This is a genomic window from Tessaracoccus luoxuelianae (assembly GCF_055326245.1).
The window spans coordinates 173,749-195,008 of record NZ_JBUZNO010000005.1; the positions used below are offsets into that span (position 1 = coordinate 173,749).

General features: G+C 71.2%; 5 protein-coding genes (1 of these 5 running past the window's edge). 4 read left to right on the forward strand and 1 reads right to left on the reverse strand.

Annotated features, from left to right (window positions below):
* Positions 1-17,861: the 5' end (the start) of a hypothetical protein gene (locus ACZK39_RS09230; RefSeq protein ID WP_463613112.1), read on the reverse strand. The gene continues 20,623 nt to the left of window position 1, outside the view; the window shows 17,861 of its 38,484 coding nt (coding positions 1-17,861); its start codon is at positions 17,859-17,861; its stop codon lies beyond the left edge, outside the window.
* Positions 17,862-18,245: 384 nt separating this feature from the next.
* On the opposite strand from ACZK39_RS09230, the gene ACZK39_RS09235 reads away from it, so the two are divergent.
* Genes ACZK39_RS09235 through panB form a run of 4 tightly spaced genes read left to right on the forward strand, consistent with a single transcriptional unit; the run spans position 18,246 to position 21,143 of the window.
* Positions 18,246-18,980 (forward strand): DUF2520 domain-containing protein, encoded by a 735-nt coding sequence (locus ACZK39_RS09235; protein ID WP_459055515.1) that lies wholly within the window; start codon positions 18,246-18,248, stop codon positions 18,978-18,980.
* On the forward strand, positions 18,980-19,834 hold the full coding sequence (gene panC, locus ACZK39_RS09240) for a pantoate--beta-alanine ligase (protein ID WP_459055516.1): 855 nt from the start codon (positions 18,980-18,982) through the stop codon (positions 19,832-19,834). The genes ACZK39_RS09235 and panC overlap by 1 nt, the downstream gene beginning before the upstream one ends.
* A complete protein-coding gene (panD, locus tag ACZK39_RS09245) occupies positions 19,834-20,223 on the forward strand; it encodes an aspartate 1-decarboxylase (protein WP_182800210.1) in 390 nt (129 codons plus the stop codon). The genes panC and panD overlap by 1 nt, the downstream gene beginning before the upstream one ends.
* An 11-nt stretch (positions 20,224-20,234) precedes the next feature.
* Positions 20,235-21,143: a 3-methyl-2-oxobutanoate hydroxymethyltransferase gene (gene panB, locus ACZK39_RS09250; protein ID WP_459055517.1), complete on the forward strand. Its 909-nt coding sequence runs from the start codon at positions 20,235-20,237 to the stop codon at positions 21,141-21,143.
* Positions 21,144-21,260 lie beyond the last annotated feature (117 nt).

The following is a 21,260-nucleotide window of genomic DNA, read 5'->3' on the forward strand; positions in this document are numbered from 1 at the left end:
TAGGGGCGCAGGCTGCCGGTGACGCCGAACGACGGGAACGTGATCGTGGCGGTGTTGATCCGCATGATCTCCTGGTCGGCGGCACCCTTCGGGTCGTAGCCGAAGCGGATGCCGGTGGCCTGCAGCCGCGCGACGTTCGGGATCTGCGCGTCGAGGGACGCGATCTGAATGCCCCACTTGCCGGTCGCGCTGATGTCGACGTTGCCGCCGAGCAACCCGAACACGTCGACGGCCAGCTCGAAGGAGCCCATGAGGCCGAGCAGATCGACGGTGACGCCCGAGTTGGTCTGGGCCGTCGACTGGGCGCCTGTGGTCGGGTCGCCGCCGAAGGACAGCGAGGCGCGCTGTACGCCGAGGATGACGGAAACGATGAGCTTGCCGTCGGAGAACCCGAAGCCACCCAGCCCCACGGTGGGGCCTTGCAGCGTGAGCGGGCCGAGGGTCATCGGGCCGCCGGAGGTGGATTCGCCGACGGTGCTCGCCGCGAGCGTGAGAACGAGCGTCTGAGCCTGGCTCGTGAGCGTGCCGCTGCGGGCGGCGTTGGCGGCGAGCTGGATGGTGATCGGGCCGGTCCCGGTGAACAGGCCGAGGGTGTTGGCCGTGTTCTTGTCCTTGAGGAAGTACCGGAAGGTCACCGACGTCGAGCCGGCGGCCTGGCCGGCCACGATGATCGGGGCGCCGAGGAGCTCGGGAGTGGTGCCTGTCACGTACTTGAGGTCGCCGACCTGGCCGGTGATTGTGAACGGGGCGACGGTCGCGTTGGCCGTGAAGTCCTTGTCGATGGGCAGCAGCGCACCGGCGTCGTCCTTCGCCAGCGACGTGTAAGAGATGTCGATGTAGCCCTGCGCGTTGAGTTGGGCCTGGCTGATGCTGGGGACCGCGAGCGACGCCACGGGGCCGGGCTTGGGCTGCAGCGGGGTGGCCTGGAAGGTGTAGAACTGCTCGGTCGAGCCGACCATCGTGCCGACCTGGGTCGACGGCGTGGGGCTGCCCGAGTCCTCCGCGATGACGGTGCCGGCCTTGAAGCGCACACTGACGATCGCCGTCCCGGCCGGAATCGTCACGGCGTAGCTCCAGGTGTTGGCGCTCCCGGACACCGGCGTCGGAGCGCCGAGCGTGAGCGGGGTGCCGCTCCCGCTCAGGGTGACCTCGAGTTCGTCGCCGTTCACCGAGCTGGTGCGGATCCGACCCGATGTGGTGCTGTACCTGACCGTGATCGCCGTCGCGGACGAGACGACAGCGCCGCGCAGCGGGGTGACGAGGTTGCCGGTGACCAGCACCGGGAACGTCTCGGCGGGGGCGGGCACCGGGCTGCTCGGGAACAGCTTGAAGGTGGTGACGCGGAACGTGCCGAGCTGGAATCCCGCCACCGGCGAGATGGTGAAGGTCGCGAAGCCTCCGAGGCTCACCACCGTTGTCGCGTCGAGCGTGATGGTGACCACCGCGTTGAGCAGAGCGAGGTCGAGGGTCCCGTTGGGCTGGCGCGTGACCCGGAGGCTGCCGCTCAGGGTGGCGATGTTGCCCGCCGTGATGACGACGGAGGTGATGCTCAGGCTGAAGCTGCCCGGGTCGACGCCGCCCGACATGCCACCCAGGGACCCGAGCGAGGAGAACATGTTCGACGTCGAGGTGTTGACCTGGAAGGCGACCGTGCCCGTGATGCCCAGCCCGTCGAGGCCGAGCAGGGCGATCGTTCCGGTTGCCCGGAGGGCCCAGCCGGTGCTGTCCGAACGGAAGGAGACTGCGGCGTTCTTGATCAGGACGCCGATGGCCTGGGGGTTGAGGGCGCCGTCGATCATCGACGGGCCGGAGCCGACAAAGATCTCGAGGCCGTCTCCATCGAAGTTGCCGCTGCCGTCGACCGAGAACTCTCCGGCGCGAATCTCCAGGATGGGGGGATCGCCGAAGTTGAAGTCGAGGTTCTGGACCACGAACTCGAACACACCGGTGGGTTCGGTGGCGAGCGGTGCCCTGACGTTGAGGCTGATGGTCTCGCCGTCGACCACGATGGACTGGGTGACGGCGACGTCGGTGGTGTTGAACCGGAAGCCGAGCGAGGCTCCGCCGGTGAAGCCGGGCACGGTGATCTTGGCCTCGCCGGTGATGATGCCCGCGACGCCGCCGGTGGTGGTGACGGTCGGCGCACCGGAGTTGGTGTCGGATCCGGCCGGGAAGATCACGATGAAGCCCGTGCCCGAGACGATGCCGGGGTTGTTCGCCGCGCTGACGGCGCCGATCTGCTGCCCCTCGCCCATGGTGAGGTTGGCCAGCGCGATGCGCGTGATCGCCGTCAGCCCGGTGCCGAGGCGCTCGAACGCGAAGTCCGCGGTGATCAGGAACGTCTCGTCCGGCGTGGGATCGGGGTTGTCCTTGATGACGAAGGTGATCTCGATGTCGTCCGCCGCGACGCGCACGAACGGGCCCTTGGGGAGCGAGAGCAGTCGGATGTTGGGCTGGAAGGCCGCCTTGTTTCCGACGCTTCCCCAGGTCACGGTGTAGCCGACGACGGCAGAGCCGTCGAGGATCCCGGTCACCCCGACGCCGGAGCCGCCGACGAGCGTGTCGAGTGCCGTCTCGACGACGGAGGCTGCCGCGCCGACGGCGATGGCGCCGGTGGTTTCGCCGTCGTCGATGTGGCCGTTGAGGTTGACGTCGAGGGAGAGCGTGAAGCTACCGGCGGGTGCCTGCACGTCGATCCGCTGGACCTCATTGACCGAACCCGTGCCCTGCGTGGTCGTGGCCACCGTCACGCCGGCGAACTGGAAGACCTCGTTGACGACGACGCCTTGGCCACCCACCTGGATGGAGTTGAGCTGCAGGGTCAGCGCCGCGGAGATCCGGATGGGCAACCCGACGAGGGCGACGACGCCAGAGATCTCGCCGGCGGTGCCGGTGGGCGTGATGATGAAGGCGCCTTGGCCGCCCGTGAGTCGCAGTCCGATGTCGTCGGTATCGGCGCTGGTAGGTCCGGGGTCCCCGACGAACAAGGACACCTCGGCGAACGCGATCCGCACGATCTTCGCGCCCGCGGCCGTCTTGCGCTGCTCGAACACGGCGACGCCCGAAAGCTCCTGGCCGAAGATCTTGATCGTGGCCGGCTTCTCGGGCAGGCCCACCTGCACGAGCAGCGTGCCGGGTGCGAGGTCAATGGTTTCGGAGCTGCCGTTGAGCGTCACGGTCCGCGTGACCTGGCTGGTTCCGGTGTTGACGTTGATCACCACGTCGACGTCGATCAGCGCGTCGGGCACCGCGGTGGGGTTGACGGTGACGCCGGCCACCAGCGCACCGGCGACACCGGTGCGCGTGATCACGAAGAGGCCCGAGGCGACGGTGGCGCGGACGAACCACTGGGTGCCGTCGCCCAGTTCCAGCACGACGTCGTTCAGCGCGAGGGTGACTTCCTTGGTCACGGGGTTCTGCGAGAAGACGAAGTCGCCGGTGAGGCTCTGGCCCATGACCTCGAGGGCGATGTCGTTGGCGGCCACCGTGACGCCCGGGGTGATGACGACGCTGTCGACGATGCGGTTGCCGGTCAGGGTGTTGAGGCGGACCTCGAGGTTGCCGGAGAAGGTGACGCCCGGGATGAACAGTTCGACGGTGGCGGACAGCATGCCGGCCACGCCGCCCTTGCCCGCCGGGTCGGCGACCTTGCCCACGATGTCGAACGCGCCGGATCCGTTGCTCACGACGATGAGGTCGCGGTCGGCGGTGCCGATGCGCAGGCCGACGTTGTCGAAGCGGATCTTCGTGCTCTCCACGTCGTCGGGGGTGGCGAGGGTGCCGTCCAGGCCGGGGGTGGTGGACTTCGCGAAGGACACGTCCGCCGTGAGCACCTGGCCGGCGATGGTGAGGTTGATCTGGGTGGCGGTGACCTTGAGGTACGGGCCCGCGGGCAGCGTGAGCCGGAGGGTCTCCCCCGCGACCTCGAACGCCTCGTCGACGGAGACGCCGACGGTCTTGCCGCTGACGACGCGGCGGATGTCGCTGAGCTCCACGCCGACAGTGGCACTGGCGGTGAGCCCGTCGCCCAGGAGTATGGCGGCGGTGGCCGAGATCGTGCCGGCGAAGCCCTCCGGGGTGATCAGCAGGAGGGCGGTGCCGCCGCTCAGCCGCAGGCCGATGTCGTCGGTGAGGTCGGCACCGGTGCCACCGTTGTCGCCGACGAACAGGGCGACGTTGGCCGCGGCGATGCGGAGGATGCGGATGTCGTCGGTGGTGCCGAGCACACGGTCGGCGCCCGCGCCGGTGGCCTGCTCGAACATGAAGGTGCCGGAGATGGTCTGCTCGAAGACGGTGATGCCGCCGGTGATGGAGGCCCTCACGAACCGGCCCGCCGGCAGAGTGATGGTGGTCGCGCCGAGCGTGGTGGACACGGGTGCCGGGCCGGTGTTGACCTGGAGCCTGACGGTGAGCCCGCCGTTCAGCGAGAAGGGCACGTTGCTGAGGCCCACCAGGTTCACGCTGGCCGTGACGTCGAGCGCCAGACCGGCGGAGGTGAGGAGGAATACGCCCGAGCCGCCCGTGAGGCTGAGTCCCTTGTCGTCGACCCATGTCGGGTCGTCCACCATGCCGTTGGCTCCTACGTCGCCGAGGAACAGCTTGACGTTCTGCGCCGTGACCTTCACCACGCGCGCGGCGCCGACGCCGGTCTGGGCGAAGGTGAAGTCGCCGCGCAACTGCTGGCCCGCCAGGTCCAGGACCAGGCCGGTGGCGCTGATCTCGAACTTCGACGTGGCCGGGGCGGTGTCGATGACCAGCTTCATCTGGGCGGTCAGGGACACTCCGGGGACGTTGAGCGAGACGGTGCCGACGATGCCCGCGGCGGTCGTCGCCATCCCGGTGGCGCCGAGGGTCAGCGTGCCGGCGCCGCCCGTGAGGCTGAGCACGCCGTCGCCGATGCTGAGGCTGATGTTCGCGAGCACGATCGTCGTGGTGGCGCCGGAGCGCTCGAACGCGAGGTCGCCCGTCAGCGACTGACCCGCGATGGCCAGCGTGATGCCGGTGCCGCCCACGCGGACGAACGCGCCCTGCTTGAGGTCGAGCGAGACGGTGCGACCGCCCACCGTGACGTTCTCCTTCACGGGCACCGTGGCCTGGTTCATCTGTAGGAAGAAGGAGCCGGAGATGGTGACGCCGTCGGGCAGGAGCGAGCCGAGGTCGAGTGTTCCGCCCAGGCTCATTGCCATGCCTGCGGAGGTCAGGACGATGATTCCGTCGACGCCGGTGAGGATCGCGGGGTCGGTGCCGAGTTGCACGCTGCCCCCGGCCACGACGATGACCGTGCGGGTGACGCCGACCGAGTTGGCTGTCTGCTGGAACGCGAGCGACGCGGTGAGCTTGATGTCGCCGAGTTGCACCACGATGCCCGCGCCCACGATGCGCAGGTAGGGACCCGCCTGGAGGATGCTGCCGTCGGCGAGGGTGACGGCCTGGGTGGCGCGGTTGATCTCGAGGCGCAGGTCCGCCGCGGCCACTGAATAGCCGCCGCCGAGCTGGATGCTGGTGTCCGTCAGCGACAGCTTGCCTGCGAACCCGGCGGGACCGATGAGGAGAGAGCCGTTGAAGGTGAGCGTGTTGATCGGTGCCCCGAAGTTCGCGGTGAGGCCGGTGACGGCCACGTTGACGACCTTGGCTCCACCCACAGGGGTCTGTGCGAAGGTCAGGCTGCCGCCGCTCAGGACGAATCCGCCGACGGTGAGCTGGAGCGAGGTCACGGTCACGCTGAGACTGCTGGTGGCGGCGGTCAGGGTGATGGTGAAGTTCCCGGTCAGCCCGACGTCGGGCAGGGTGAGCGCGGCGGTGCCGGTGACGGAGCCGGTGACGCCGGTGGCGTCGATGGTGAAGGAGCCTGCGGTGATGGTGAACACGGCGAACTCGGTGGTGCCGTCACCGAGCGCGGCGCGGGCGTTCGCGAGCGTGATCTGTGTCGTGAAGTTCGGCGAGGTGCCCTGGCGGGTGAAGGTGAAGTCGCCGGTGATCTTCTGCCCGGCCACCTCGAGCGCGACGCCCGTGCCCTCGACGCGCAGGTACGGGCCGACGGGGAGGTCGAGGACGACGGTGGTGCCGTCGAGCGTGATCGTCTCGTTCACCGCGACACCGGAGTTGACGGCGACGGTGAAGGTGCCGCTGAACTTCACGATGCCCGCCGGGATGAGGAAGGTGACGGTGCCGGTGACCCGCCCGGCAACGCCTGCCTCGGTGATGACGAACATCGCGGAGCCGTCGGAGAGCTTCACGCCTGCCGTCTCGGTGCCGATGGTGAGGCTGAGCGCCGAGGCGACGATGACGGCCTTGCTCGGCGGGGTGGTGCCGGCCGGTGCGCCCGGGGCGACGGGGCCCAGGATCTGGGTGAACAGGAAGACGCCCTTCAACTCCTGCCCGCTGATCGTCAGGACGGCGGGCGCGGCGAGGGTGCCGACCTGGATGCGCATCGAGCTCGGCGGGAGCGCGATGCCCTGCACGGTGCGCGTCGTGGTGGTGGTGTTGAGCTGGAGACCGATGGAGCCGGTGAGCTCGAACGCGTCGCCGGCGTTGAGCGCCAGGGAGGCCTCGAGGACCGTCGCGAGGCCGGCGGGGGTGAGTTCCAGCTCGCCGCTGGCGACTGTGGCCACGACGACGCCGTCGCCGAGGCTGAGGGTGAGCGGGTTGCCGCCGTCGCGGGCGGAAGTGCCGAACTTGAGGCGCAGGCCGCCGCCGGTGAGGGTCTCGATGGCGAAGGTACCGGTGAGGCTCTGTCCGGCCACGCCGAGGTTGAGGTCGCCGACGACGAGGAGGAACGGCGTCGTCGCGGTGCCCTCGGCGAGCGTGACCGCGTCGTCCCCGGTGCCCAGGACCTGTTCGGTCGTCGTCTGGTTGTAGAGGACCTGCAGCGTGCCGCCGAGAGTGAGACCGGTGAAGCCGACGAGCTCGACCGTGCCGCTGATCGCGAAGAAGCGCCCGGTGCCGGAGCCACCGATGTACCCGCTCGCGTTGGAGATGAGGACGCCCTTGGCCAACGGGTTGAGAGACTTGTCCTCCAGGAACCCAGGGCCCTGGCCGACGAAGATCGTCAGGTTCTGCACCGACGTGTCGACGCCGAAGTTCATGGTGCCCGTGATCTCGACGAAGTCGCCGAACTTCAGTCCGCCGGTGATCGATCCCGCGACGAACGGACCTGAGACAGTGGCGATCTCGTCGTTGGTGGCGTCGCCGTCATCGGAGATGACGAACACGATCGGGATGTCGACGCCGGCCACCGTGATCTCCCGGTCGATGGCCTGGGAGGTGCCGTTGTAGCGGACGCTGATCTCGGCGCCGGCCTCGAACCCGCCCCCGGCGACCGCGACGGCGCCGCTGAACAGGCCGGCGATGCCGCCGGCCAGGCCGGTGCCGGCGAGGAGCAGGAACGCGCCCTGGCCGTCGGTGACGCTGAAGCCGCTGCTGCCCGACCCGAGCTCTACCGAGACGCCGGTGAAGGCGATGACGGTGTCGGTGCCGCTGCGGCTGATGAGGAAGCTGCCGGAGAACTCAGGGCCGCTGGTGCCGACCTTGAGGAGTCCGCCGGTGATCTCGACGTGCAGGAAGGTACCGGCCGGGACGTCGATGCCGAGGTCCGGGCGACGGACGGCCGACGGGATGGTGTTGACGGCGAAGCGGACGCTCCCGTCCACCGTGATGCCGGGCAGGTTGAAGACGCCCGTGAGGCTGCCGCTGAAGGTGCCCGCCACGCCCTGGGCGGTGACGAGCAGCGCACCGTCCCAGCCGTTGGCCGCGGTCACGTCGACGAAGGGGTCGGCTTCGGGGCCGAGCTGGAGGGTGAGGTTGTCGACGACGAGCGACACGTCGCCGGCGGCGGTGCGGCGGATGCTGACCGCATCTGCGCCCAGCGACTGCTCGGCGATGGTGAGCTGGACTGTCGTGAGGTCGACGGCGAGCGTTCCCGCGGCGGAGTCGACCGCGACGACGACGGTGCCGGTCAACTCGACGCTCGGGATGGCCACGGCGATGGAGGCGGAGAGGAACCCGGACATCCCGGCGGCCGTCATGGTGAGGGAGCCGTTGACACCGGTCGCGCTGACCAGCGGCGCCCCGGCGGGCCCGAAGGCGAGCTCGCCGTTGCTGACTGCCACGCTGAGCGTGCTGCCGCTCTGGATGATCAGGACGTCTGCGGCGAGGCTCTGCCCGGCGATGACGATGCTCAGCCCGGTGCCCGCGAACCGCAGGTAGCTGCCCGTGGCTGCCGGGAGATCGACGGTGACGCTGCCGGTGCCCACCCGCATGGTCTCGGTGACCTTAAGGCCAGTGGTGTTGATCTCGACCGCGAGTGCGCCGGAGATCGCGAGGCCGGGGACGCCGGTGAGCGCGACCGTACCCGACACCCGGCCGGCCAGTCCGCCGCCCGAGGGCAGGACGAAGAGCGCGGTCCCGGCGGTGAGCGACAGGTCGGCCGTGCCCGCGGTGAACGACAGCGCGGCGTTCGCCACCGCGATGCGGGTGACGGTGGTGTCGTCGGTGGTGCCGAGGATCTTGTCCACACCGGCCGCGGTCGCGCGCTCGAAGGCGACGTCGCCGCTGAGGCTCTGGCCGAGGATGCCGAGCGTGATGCCGGTGGCGGCCAGCCGCACGTACGGCCCGGCCTCGACGTCGATGGAGACCGTCCCTGCGCCGACGGCCAGGGTCTCCGTGACGCGCGCGGTGGTCGTGTTCAGCAGCAGGTCCAGGGTCCCCGAGAAGCTGAAGGGGGAAGTGACCGCCGCGATCGTGACGGTGAGGGTGCCCGCGACGCCCGCGTCGCTGATGATGAACAGGCCGCTGCCGGCGGTGGCCGTGAGCGGGCCGAGGGTGAGTGTGACGTTGTCGATGCCGATGCGGGTGACGACGGTGCCGGTGGACGTGGTGCGGCGTTCGAGGGTGACGTCGGCGATCAGGCTCTGTCCGAGTACGGAGACCGTCAAGTTCTGGCCGCCGAGGCGGAGTAGGCCGGCGGGCAGTGAGGCCCAGCCGTCGACGGCGTGCGCCGACGTGGTCGTGTTGAAGGCGATGGTGACGGTGCCCGTGATCGACACGCCCGGCACCGCGACGGTGACGTCGACGGCGATGGCGCCGTAGGTGCCTCCTGTGGTGAGGACGATGGTGGCCACGTCGCCGGTCTCGCCCGCGGCGGGCTGCTCCAGGGTGACCAGCGGGGTGGCGCCGCCGAGCACGACGCGCGCGTTGCGGACGGTGAGTTCGGTGTCGGTACCGTTCTTCTCCACCACGACGTCGGCGGTGATCGTCTGACCCGCGATGGTGAGCGTGATGGCGGTGCCCGCGACGCGGACGTACCCGGTGGTTCCGCCCTCGGGGAGGACGAGGGAGGTCGTCACTCCACCGAGGACGAAGCTCTCGTTGACGGCCGCGGTGGCGGTGTTGAACTCGACGGCCAGGCCGCCGGACAGGCTCACCTGCGGCACGTTGAGCGTGATGTCGCCGGAGATGCGGCCGGCGAATCCGGCGGAGCTGAGCAGCAGGAGGGCGGTGCCGTCGGTGAGCGAGACGACGCCGGCGATGTCGAGGGTGACGTCGGTCGCGGCGATGCGCAGGACGGAGCGGCTGGGATCGGGCGTGCCCCCGGCGGTCAGGGCGGTGCCCCGCTCGACCGCGACGGACGCGGTGATGCTCTGGCCCAGGACGATGAGGCTGAGCCCGGTGCCCTCGAAGCGGACGTACGGGCCGGCGGCGACGTCGAGGGTGCGGGTCTCCGTGCCGACGACGATGGAGGCCGTGACCCGGGCCGCGGTGGTGTTGATCGCGAAGCTGACCGTGCCGCTCAGGGAGGAGGAGCTGCCGAGCTGCATCGTGGGCTGGCCCTCGATGCGCGCCGCCAGGCCGGTGGCGGTGAGGACGATGAGTCCGGAGCCGCCGGTGAGCCGGAAGCCGAGGTCGTTGGTGCCGGGACCGTCGCCGCGGTCGTCGCCGAGGAACAACGCGACGTTGCCGAGCCCGATGATCGTGGTGGCCACACCGCCGGAGGTGCGGCGCTCGACGGCGACGTCGGCCGTGATGCTCTGGCCGGCGATGCTGAGGCTCGCGGCGGTGGCGCCGACGCGGAGGTAAGGCCCGGCGGGGAGAGGCGTCGAGCCGACGGTGATCGCCGCGGCTGACGTGTTGACCGCGATGGTGGCGCTCGGCACCGTGAGCCCGGCGCTGGGAACGCTGAGGCTCGTGCTGAGGGTGCCGGCGATGCCGTCCGGGCGCACGACGAGGATGCCATCGATGTCGCCGAGGGTGACGGCACCGCCGAGGTCGATGGCGCCGTCGATCACCTCGAGCTTGATGTCCTCGGTGGTGCGGCTGAAGGAGAACGTGCCGGTGAGGGACTGGCCGGCGAACGCGAGGGTCGCGGCGGAGACGACGAACTCCTTGAGCCCGATCTCGGCGGCGGTGAACTCGACCGCGACGCCCGGCTCCGTGCTGCCCGGAATCTCGATGACGGTGTCGACCGCCAGGCCGGTCGTGTTGATCCGGACGCTGGTGGTGCCGGTGACGGTCACGCCGGGCACGCCGATCAGGCTGACGGTGCCGGTGGCGACGAACGCGTGGCCGGTGCCGATCTCGACGACGCCGATGGTGGCGTCCGTCAGCAGCACGCCGACGGCGAGCGGGTTGATGCCGCCGTCGCTGGTGTAGGCGGGGCCGCGGCCGAGGAAGATCGACAGGCCGTTACCGGCGAACACCTGCGCCGGGGAGCCGCCCACGATGGCGTCGCTGTAGGTGACGCTGCCCTCGATGGTGATGAAGTCGCCGATGGTGACGGTGACGTTCGACGCCGACAGGCTGAAGAACGGGTCGTCGGCCGCGGGGGCGGCGGCGATCTTGATGACCACGTCGGTTCCGCCGACGTCGACGACGGTGTCGATGGCGGTGGTCATCGTGTTGATCTGCAGCAGGACGGAGCCCTCGATGCTCACGCCGGAGCCGGAACCCGACGCGGTGCCGGAGATGAAGCCCGCAATGCCTCCGGACCGGAGGATCAGCGCGCCCTGGCCGCCGGTGAGACCGTCGGTGCCGACGGTCGCGGTGACGTTGGTGGCGGCGATGACGGTCTCGGCGGTGGGGCCGGCGCCCGACAGCGTGATCGCGACATCGGCCGTGAAGTTCCCGGCCGGGTCGGCGTCGTCGAGGGTGACGCTGAGGCCCTCCACGACCGCTCGCAGGTACGGACCTGCAGGCAGGTCGGTGGTGCCGACGGTCCGCGGCGACGGAGTGGTGTTGATCTCGACGGTGAAGGTGGGGGTCCCGAACGTGAGGCCGGCGATGGTGGGCAGCGTGACGGTGGCGGCGAGGGTGCCGGCCACGCCGTCGGGGACGACGACGAGCGTGCCGTTGATGGCGGAGATGGTGACAGGGCCGAGGGAGGCGGTGCCGCCGGAGATGTCGACGGTGAGCACGCCCGCGCTGCTCTCGACCCAGATGTCGCCGGTGATGCTGACGCCCGCGAACGCGACGGCGAGCCCGTTGGCGCCGACGCGCACGGTGTCGATCGCGATGCCGCCCTGCGGGGAGGAGCTGGTGTTGAACTCGACGGTGAGCGACGCTGCCGCGATGGAGAGCCCGGCGACGTTCAGCGCGGGCGTGCCGCTGATCGAGCCCCAGACGCCGGTGGCGTCGGCGGTGATCGGGACGGTGGTGGTGAGCCCGGTCAGCGTGACGGCGCCGTCGCCGAAGTCCACCGAACCGTCGGCGATGGCGACGGTGGTGGTTCCGGAGGCATGGGTGACTGTGACGGTACCGGCGATCCGCTGCCCGGCCACCTCGAGCACGACGTTCTCGCCGTGGACCCGCAGGTAGACGCCGGTGGGGAGCACGATCGACTGGTCGGTGCCGCCCACGGAGACGGTGGTGTCGACGGCGGCGGTGAAGCTCTTGACCTGCACGCTGAGCTCGCCGGTGAGCGAGACGCCGGTGAGCCCGACGGAGACGGTGCCGGCGAGGCTGGCGGCGAAGCCGTCGGCGGTGACCAGCAGCGCGCCGCTGGCGTCGTTGACGGCCAGCACGGTGGTGGCGCCGGACTCGAAGGTCAGCGACCCGTTCGCCAGGCCGGCGCGGAGCACCACGTCGCCGTCGGCATCGACGCTGCGTTCGATCGTCACGTCAGCGGTGAGGCTCTGCCCTGCCACGATCAATTCGGCGGCGAGGACCTCGACGCGGAGGTACGGCCCGGCGGGCAGCTCGCCGACGGCGGCCGCGCCGGTGTTGACAGCGAGGCTGAGCGCGCCGGTGAAGGCGAGGCTGGTGACGGCGGAGGTCAGGGTGCCGACCGTCAGGCTCCCCGCCGTGCCGGCCGCGGTGAGGACGAGGTCGCCGCTGATGGCCCCGGCCGACAGCAGCGTCGTCGTGCCGGCCACGATGGTCAGCGTGCCGCCGGTGGCGTGGATGCGGGTGGTGGTGACGCCTCCGTCGGTGACGCGCGCGAATTCGAAGGTGGTGAACGACACCGACTGCCCGGCGAGCGTCAGCGCCACCGGGGACCCGGTGACCTTGACGTACCCGGCGCCGGCCGTGCTGAGGCCGAGGCTCAAGTCGCCGCTGAAGGCCAGGCCGGGGAGCGCGATGGTGAGCGTGCCGGTGAGCGTGGCGGCGAGGGTGTTGGCCGTGTCGTCGAACGTGAGTGTGTTGGTTGTGCCGGTGCCGGTGAAGGTGGCGAGCGTGGCGCCGCCGGCGGTGAACCCCATGCCGAGGTTGGCGACCGCGACGGTGAAGCCGCTGCCGGTCTTGGTGAAGGTGAGGTCTGCGGTGAGCTGCTGGCCGAGTACCGCGATCGTGAGGCCGACGCCGCTGAACTTCAGGTACGAGGTGGTCCCGGTGGCGACCTCATCGGGAGCGGTGAACGTGATGGCCACGGTGCCCGAACCGTCGGCGAAGTCGATCGTCTCGGCGACCGCCACCTGGAAGGTGTTGACCCGCACCACGAACGAGCCACTGACCGCGACCCCCGGGAAGCCCGTCAACGCGACGGCGCCGCGGGCGTCGAGCGCGTAGGTGGTGCCGGTGGCGGTGACCTGGACGACGAGGCCGACGACGGCGTCGCTGACGCTGAGCCCGCCGTCGAGGTCGAGGCTGAGGTCGCGGGCGGCGAGTGCGACGCGCACCGTGCCGCCGCCGAAGGTGACGGTGCCGGCAAGGCTGGCGTCGAGGTAGCCGGCCGCGACGATGGTGGCGGTGAGGGTGCCGCTGACCTCGGTGCCGAGGATCAGGGTGCCGGAGCCGCCGCTGATGCTGACGCTCTGGGCGGAGCCGCCGATGCTGGCGGTGGCCGCCAGTCCGCTGACCGACAGGCGGAACGTGTCGCCCTGGCGGGTGAGGACCGCGGTGCCGGTGAGGACGGCCGAGCCGACGGTGATGCTGGCGGTGGCCTGCACCGACAGCCCGGCGACGCCGTCGTAGCTGACGGTGACGGAGGAGAGGGTGACGCCGGTGGTGCCGCCGACGGTGACGGAGGGGACCGACAGGGACAGGGCGATGTCGCCGTTGTCGTCGAACGAGGTGACGGTGAGGCTGCCTTCGGCGATGGTCAGCACTGCCGGGCCGGTGCCGACGCTGCCGCTGACGCCCGTCGCCGTGATGGTGACGTTGGAGCCGGACTGGCTGATGGTCGCCGTCGCGGCGGTGAAGGTGCCGACGACGGTCGTGCCGGACTCGACGGTGACCGACAGGCCGTTGATGGTCAGGGTGAGGGTGCCTGCGTCGAGGTCGTCGGCGGCGAGCACGTAGGTGCCGGCGAGTGTGGCCCCAGCCTGGATCCGCCAGGACCCGACGGTGAGGTCGAGGGCCAGCGTGCCGGTGAGTGTGACCGAGCCGGTGTACTTCCCGCCGGACTCGATCGGGATCACGAAGGACAGCAGCACGTTGGTCAGCGACACCGCGTCGCCGAGGGTGAGGTCGCCGAGCGGGTGGTTGGTGACGCCGGTGCCGACGTACTGGGTGACGATGGCGACGACGTGGTCGTAGATGGTGGCGAGCGGCGAGCCGGCGACGTAGTCGGAGAAGTGCGGCAGGGCGGCGGTCAGTGTGCCGGTGGCCGGGTCGACGGAGGTGGCGATGGCCTGCAGCGAGCCGTCGGCCCCGACGTACCAGATCCGGGCGGCCGGGTCGGCGACGACGACGGTGAGCACGGGGGCGGTCAGGAAGGTGGTGATCTCCACGCCGGTGCGGGCGTCGAACGCGCGCAGGTCGTAGACCAGGGAGGCGGTGCGGAGGCCGGCGACGGGGTCGTCGCGGGAGGTGATGGTGACCCACGCATCCGTGGGGAGAGAGCCGGCGGCGAAGGTGAGGGTCGCGGCGCCTGCGGTGAGGGTGCCGCCCAGGGCTGCGGTGACGAGGACCGCGCCTGCTGGGGGTTCGAAGCTGGTGACCGCAGCTGCTGTGGGCTGCTCGACGGTGGTGACCGGAGCTGCCGTGGGCTGCTCGACGGTGGCGGTGAAGGTGACCAGGTGTACTGCGGTGCCGGTGAGGCTCGGGGCGAAGGTGGTGGAGACGTGCTGCCCGGCCGGGGGTCCGCGGCCCGCGTAGACCTCGAGGTCGCCGTCGGCGTAGACCGTGTCGAGCACGGTGGCCGAGGCGCGGAGACGGGCGAAGGTGAGTGCGATCGACGGGCCGTCGGTGGCCTTGTCCATGCCGATGACGATGGCCGAGGCGCTGCCGGCGGTGACGGCGGCGATGCCGACCGGGCCCTCCGAGGTCAGGGGCGCGCCGGGCGGGACGAGTGCGGCCACGTCTGTGGTCAGCACGGTGGCGGCGAACGAGGACAGCGGGACCGCTCCGACGGCAACCGCGAGGCCTCCGGCGGCGGCGGCGGGGGCGCCGGCCAGCGCGAGGGCGGCGGCCAGCGCCGGCACCACGGGGGCGGTGCCCGGGCGGGCCGTGGCCAGCGCGACGGATCCGTCGAGGGCCAGGACGTCGATCGAGCCGGCCAGCAGCGCGCGCAGCACGTCGGCGTTGACCCGGTGCGTGCCGAGCACGAGCGCCATGGCGTCGGCGTCGGCGGTGGCGGAGACGAACTGCTGCGCGGTGACCGAGACGTTCCCGGCGGCCGTCAGCGGGGCGCCGGAGCCGAGCAGCGCCGAGGTGTCGGCGTTGGAGACCAGGAGCGCCAGCGACCCGTCGCCGAGCCCGGTGGCGGTGCGCGTCTCGGTGGTGGTGGCCTTGACGGTGACGTCCGAGGCCCCGGTGACGCTCGAGTCGGTGAGGGAGGCGGAGGTGGTGGAGTCGGCGAGCAGCACCGCGATACCGGGGCCGTCGGCGCCGTCTGCGGTGACGGTGCTGCGGTCGGTGGCGGAGGCCGTGATGATCAGTCGACCACCGGCGAGGGTCAGGAACCCGCCGAAGAGGCCGGCGTCGGTCAGGCTGCGGAGCAGGCCGAGGGAGAACGCGCCGGGCCACTGCGCGAGCCGGTTGAGCGCCGCAACCTGGGTGGCGGAGAGACCCGCCTCGCTCAGGGTGGTGGCGTCGGGCGTCGGGCCCGCGATCGCGTCGAGGGTCAGGGTTCCGGTGGCGACGGCGTCCACGTCCACCCCGGCCGCGTCGACGTCGGTGCCGGACAGCCACGCGCTGGTGGTGCGGTCGATGCGTCCCGAGGCGGCGACGGCTGCGCCGGCGAGCTCCGCGTGGTTGCGGGCCAGCACCTGGAGCTGGCCGTCGGTCTGCACCGAGCCGCCATCGATCCCGGCGCGGGCCGAGCTGGTGGCGGAAAGCAACTCTGCGTCGAGGGGTCGGCTGCTGCCGTCGGTGGTCGCGGACACGGCGCGGGCGTCGGACGAGGCCAGGAGAGACACGGGGCCGTCGGCCAGCAGGCGGCTGTCGCGGACGAGCACGGCGGCCGACGAGGAGGCGGCTGATCCGCCCAGTGCGCGGGCATGGGCCTCAAGCGTGATGCCGCCGGCGGCGAGGGTCGCGTCGTTGACCTGCACGAGGGCGGAGGAGCCGGTCTCGCGTTCGTCGGACGCGATCATCGTGATGGCGCCGGAGCCGGTGTCCACGAAGGAGCCCGCGGCGACGGTGATGTGACGGGCGCGGATGATGAGTTCGGGACCGGTCTCCGTCAGCCGAATCTCGCCGGTGATCCAGAGCGAGCCGCCGGCGACGGTCACGATGATGCTCAGCAGCCCGGTGGTGGCCGTCGCATGCTGGGTGCCGTCTTCGGCGGTGAAGACCAGTTGCTCGGTGTCGGAGTCGTAGCTCAGCGTGCCCCCGTTGACGGAGCCGTCGAGGGTGGCGGTGGTGCCGTCCACGTTCCACGCGCTGCCACCCTCTGCCGCGAAGGCTGCGGGGGGCGCGTCGGATGAGGGGGCGATGAGCGCCACGCTCTCGGCCTCGTCGGACTCCAGGGGGGCCGCCGGGGTGTCAGTCTCGGGGCTGTCGGCCTCGGCGTCGGCGCCGGGTTCGGCGGCCGCCGGAAGGCCGGTCCCATCTTCGGTCAAGGCTGTCGGGTCGGACGTCTCGGCGGTCTGCCCGTCGTCGGCTGTCTCAGTGTCGGTGGCCGCGGCGGGATCGCTGGCGGGCTCGGCGCCGGCCGGGGCTTCGTCGGACTCGACGGCGGGCTCGGCGGCAGGCACGGCCTCGGCTGCCGGCGCCGGAGCAGGTTCAGGGGCCGGTTCGAGCTCGGGGGCAGGTTCCGGTGCCGGATCGGGCTCGGGGGCAGGTTCAGGCGCGGGCTCGGGGGCCGGTGCAGGCTCAGGTTCGGGGGCCGGTGCAGGCTCAGGTTCGGGGGCGGGCTCCGGTGCCGGCTCCGGCTCAGGCAGGAACGAGGAGCTCACGCCGTGGCTCTCGCCCGGCTCGAGCGTGTCGTCCATCAGTCCGGAGCTGTGCCCGAGGCCGATAGCATGGCCCACCTCGTGCCGCACGACGGTGATGAGGCTCATCCGCGACCAGCCCCAGCCGGCCGCGTCGGCGTCCACCACGATCGAGGTTCCCGACGCGGACCCGAGCCCCGTCCCGGAGAGGTCGCCCACGGACGCCGAGATGCCGGATATGTCCGCGCCTGCGGACTCCCACTCGGACTTCGCCTGCGAGAGGGCTGCGGCGAGGTCGCCGGAACTCAACGCATCCGTCACAGGGTCATCGGGGAGGCTGGACGCGGACATGCCCTCGGGTTGTTCCTCGGGCTCGGTGGCTTGCTCCTCGGGTTCGGCGGCACTCTGCTCAAGGTCCGGACTCGGCTCAGGATCGGTGGTCTCGGTGACCGCCGGCGACGGACTGGGCACGGTCACCTGGACGTTGTCGTCGCCGGAGATCGAGGCCTCAGAGCCGTCCGCCATGGGACAGGAGATGGATGCCTGCTCCCCGTTGGTTCCGCCCACCGTCGTGCACTGGCTGGTTGACAGCGCCTTGGCAAGGGCCTCGAGCGCTTCCTGGAGCCTGGCGTCGGCCTCGGCCTCGGCCTTCTCGGCCTCCGCGATCGCCTGCTCCTGCGCCAGGACCTCCTGTTGCTGGCGGACCACCTGCTGCTGGACCTGCACCTGCTGCGTCTGGCGCTCCTCCTGCACCCGCCTGGCCTGCTGGACCTGGGCCTCCAACCCCTTGAGAGCCTCGTCGATCCGGGCCCGGGCCTCGTCTGCGGGGAGCACCACAACGGTGGAAGAGTCAGGCAGCCTGAGGATCCGCACCACTGGGCGCGACGTCTCGTCGGAGAGGAGCGACGGTGAAGCGGGATCGACGGCGGGTTCAGTGGCCGGCGGCGGCTCGGCCGGATCGGCGGAGGCCTGCTCCGGCATGAAGACGGTCAGCCCGAACACTAGGGCCAGGGACGTCGCCAGCCCGACGAGACGATGCCCGCGGTGGGGGGCCGCAGCGGAGCCGCCTGGTCCACCCTGGTGGGTGGACGAACCTGGTGATTCCGCGTCCATGGCACCCCCTCGTTGGGTGAGTCGATCGGACGAACGACTTCGACGCTAGGCGCGTTTCTTGAGCGACCACAAGACTTACTTTCGGTACCCCCTCCCGGTCTCATCCACCGCATTGCCCTCCACTCCCGGGCTGATGGCGGTTGACTAGGGGTGACACACCTTCGGAGCCACCAGCCCTCTCGATTGCGCCCCGGCCTCGGCGGCAAGAAATCGCGTCTACTAGTTGCCTGGCGCGACATATCTCGCGCGGCGCAGGTACTACACTTCGTCGTAGTTATGCCCACTTCCGGTCGTGCCCGGCGCCCGCCCCCGGGCACGACGCGAGCTTCTCGGCAACCTCGTCTACAGTTACTGCACCCACCCCCCGTTCCTCAAGGAGCTCCCATGGACGATGTACTGACGCGTCCGCGCGTCGCCGTCGTCGGTGGAGGTCGACTCGGCACGGCGCTGACCGCCTCGCTCCGGAAATCCGGATGGGACGTCCAGGGGCCCCTCGGGCGAGGCGCCGACCCCCGCACAGCCGGCATCGTGCTGCTGTGCGTTCCCGATGGCCAGATCGCCGACGCGGCCGCGGGCCTGACGCCGCGGGCGGACCTCCTTGTCGGGCACTGCTCCGGGGCCACGCCGCTCGACGTCCTCGGCCCCCACGAAGCCCTCGGCCTGCACCCGCTGATGACCGTCCCGGCCTCCGGCGCCACCGTGTTCGCCGGCGCGACGGCGGCGGTCGCGGGGACCACCGGGCGTGCGCTCGAAGCCGCCACTGCGCTGGCCACGTCGCTCGGTATGACTCCTGTGGAGATCGCCGACGACGCACGCCCCGCCTACCACGCCGCGGCCTCGGTGGCCTCCAACTTCCTCCTCACCCTCGAGGACCTGGCCGAGCGACTCGCGGCCTCGGCTGGGGTACCGCGCGAACGGCTGGTGCCGATGGTCCGCGCCACCGTCGACAACTGGGCCAGGGCGGGAGCCGCCCCCGTGCTGACCGGGCCAGTGGCACGCGGCGACCACGCCACCGTCGCCAGACAGCGCGCCGCCGTCGAGCAGCTGAGCCCGGCGGATCTGGACCTGTTCGACGCCATGGTCGCGGCCACCTCACGGCTCGCTGAAAGGGGACGCTGATGAGGATTGTGCGGACTGTCGCGGCGCTGCGCGAGGCCCTCGCCGACGCCGGGCGCTTGGGGTTCGTGCCCACCATGGGCGCGCTGCACGAGGGGCACCTGACGCTGATCTCCGCCGCCCGCGACGAGTGCGACACGGTGGTCACCTCCGTCTTCGTCAACCCCACCCAGTTCAACGACCAGATAGATCTGGCCGCCTACCCGCGCGACGAGGCCCGCGACGCCCACCTCGCCGACAGCGCCGGCACGGACCTGCTGTTCGTCCCCGCCGTCGAGGAGATGTACCCGCAGGGCTACGCCACCACCGTGAGCGTGCGCGGGGTGAGCGAGCCGCTTGAGGGCGCCCACCGCGGCGCCGCGCACTTCGACGGCGTGGCCACCGTGGTGGCGAAGCTGCTCATCGCCGTCGCGCCGGACGTGGCCTACTTCGGGCAGAAGGACGCGCAGCAGGTGGCCGTGGTCCGGCGCCTCGTGACGGACCTCGGGCTGCCGGTCGAGATCGCCGTCTGCGCCACGGTGCGCGAACCAGACGGCCTGGCGATGTCCAGCCGCAACGTCCGGCTCGGCCCCGACGACAGGCTGCGCGCGCTGGCGCTGAAGGCCGGGCTCGAGGCAGCTTCCGCGGCAGTGGCAGGCGGCGCCGACCCGCGCGCCGCCGAGCGCGACGGGGCGGAGGCCATGCTCAGCCGCGGCGTCGAGCCGGAGTACCTCGCCGTCGTGGACCCGGACACCTTCTCCCCCGCCCAGGACCTCACCCGTCCCACCCTCGCCGTCGTCGCCGCCCGCGTGGGCGCCGTCCGGCTCATCGACAACCAACCCATCCCGCCCGTGACCCCCAGCCAGGAGGCCCGCTGATGCACCGCACCATGTTGAAGTCCAAGATCCACCGCGCCACCGTGACCGACGCGGACCTGCATTACGTCGGCTCGATCACCGTGGACCCGGACCTGCTCGAGGCCGCCGACATCCTCGAGCACGAGCAGGTTGCGGTGGTGAATGTGGACAACGGCGCACGCTTCGAGACCTACACGATCGCGGGCGAGCGCGGCTCCGGCCAGATGAAGGTCAACGGCGCCGCGGCGCGCCTCGTCCACCGCGGCGACACCATCATCGTCATCTCCTACGCCCAGTACGACCGCGCCGAGCTGGCCACTTACGAGCCTGTCGTCGTGCACGTGGAGGCGGGGAGCAACGCCATCATCGACATCGACGCCGAGGTCGCCACCCTGCTCACCGGACGCTGAGGCGCCCGCCCATGTCAGCCCGGCCCCGCCACGGAGGCGCCCCCGCCGCCGGATCCCGCGTCACGACGTCGGACCTAGCGGACATGAAGCGCGCCGGGGAGGCGATCGTCATGGTCACCGCCTACGACTACCCGGGCGCGCTCGCGGCGGAGGAGGCCGGCGTCGACGTGGTCCTGGTGGGCGACTCGGCAGCCATGACCGTGCTCGGCTACCCGAGCACTACCGAGGTGACCGTCGACGAGATGCTGATGCTGACCGCGGCGGTGCGGCGGGGCCTGGGCGCTCCGATGTTGGTGGGCGACCTGCCCTTCGGCTCGTACGAGCACAGCGACGAGCAGGCAGTGGCGACGGCGCGCCGCTTCGTCGACGAGGCGGGCTGCGACGCGGTGAAGCTGGAGGGCGGCGGCGAGGCGTCGGTGTCGCGGGTCCGGGCGATTGTCGCGGCTGGGATTCCAGTCATGGGTCACGTCGGGTTGACCCCGCAGACGGCAGCCGAGTTGGGCGGATTCAAGGCACAGGGACAGACCGCGGACGGTGCTCGACGGGTGGCCGCGGAAGCGCTCGCGCTGCAGGAGGCCGGCTGCTTCTCGATCGTGTTCGAGGCCATCCCAGCCGCGGTGGCCGAGGCGATCATGCCCTCGATGGACGCCGTCGTGATCGGCATCGGTGCGGGCCCCTCCACCGACGGGCAGGTGATGGTGTTCCACGACCTGCTGGGCATGTCGTCGGGTGGGTCGGCGCGGTTCGTCAAGCGCTACGCGGACCTGCACGGCCGGGTGGTCGACGGCCTCCGCGGGTTCGCGGCCGAGGTCCGCGACGGCTCCTACCCGGCACCCGAGCACTGTTACGGCATCAACGCCGAGGAGTTGGCGGCCTTCCGCGGGAAGTCCGCCGCACACTCCGCCTCTCCCGCTGGTTGAGCCTGCCCCCCAGCCGCTGGCTGAGGTGCCGCGCAGCGACCTCGACCCCCAACCGCTGGCTGAGGTGCCGCGCAGCGGCCTCGAAGCCTAGGAAACGTGAGCCGACAGCGTCACTTT

Bases quoted from the DNA above. Each gene is read 5' to 3' on its own strand.
- panB (WP_459055517.1), top strand. From the start codon at position 20,235: ATGTCAGCCCGGCCCCGCCACGGAGGCGCCCCCGCCGCCGGATCCCGC.
- panD (WP_182800210.1), top strand. From the start codon at position 19,834: ATGCACCGCACCATGTTGAAGTCCAAGATCCACCGCGCCACCGTGACC.
- ACZK39_RS09235 (WP_459055515.1), top strand. From the start codon at position 18,246: ATGGACGATGTACTGACGCGTCCGCGCGTCGCCGTCGTCGGTGGAGGT.
- panC (WP_459055516.1), top strand. From the start codon at position 18,980: ATGAGGATTGTGCGGACTGTCGCGGCGCTGCGCGAGGCCCTCGCCGAC.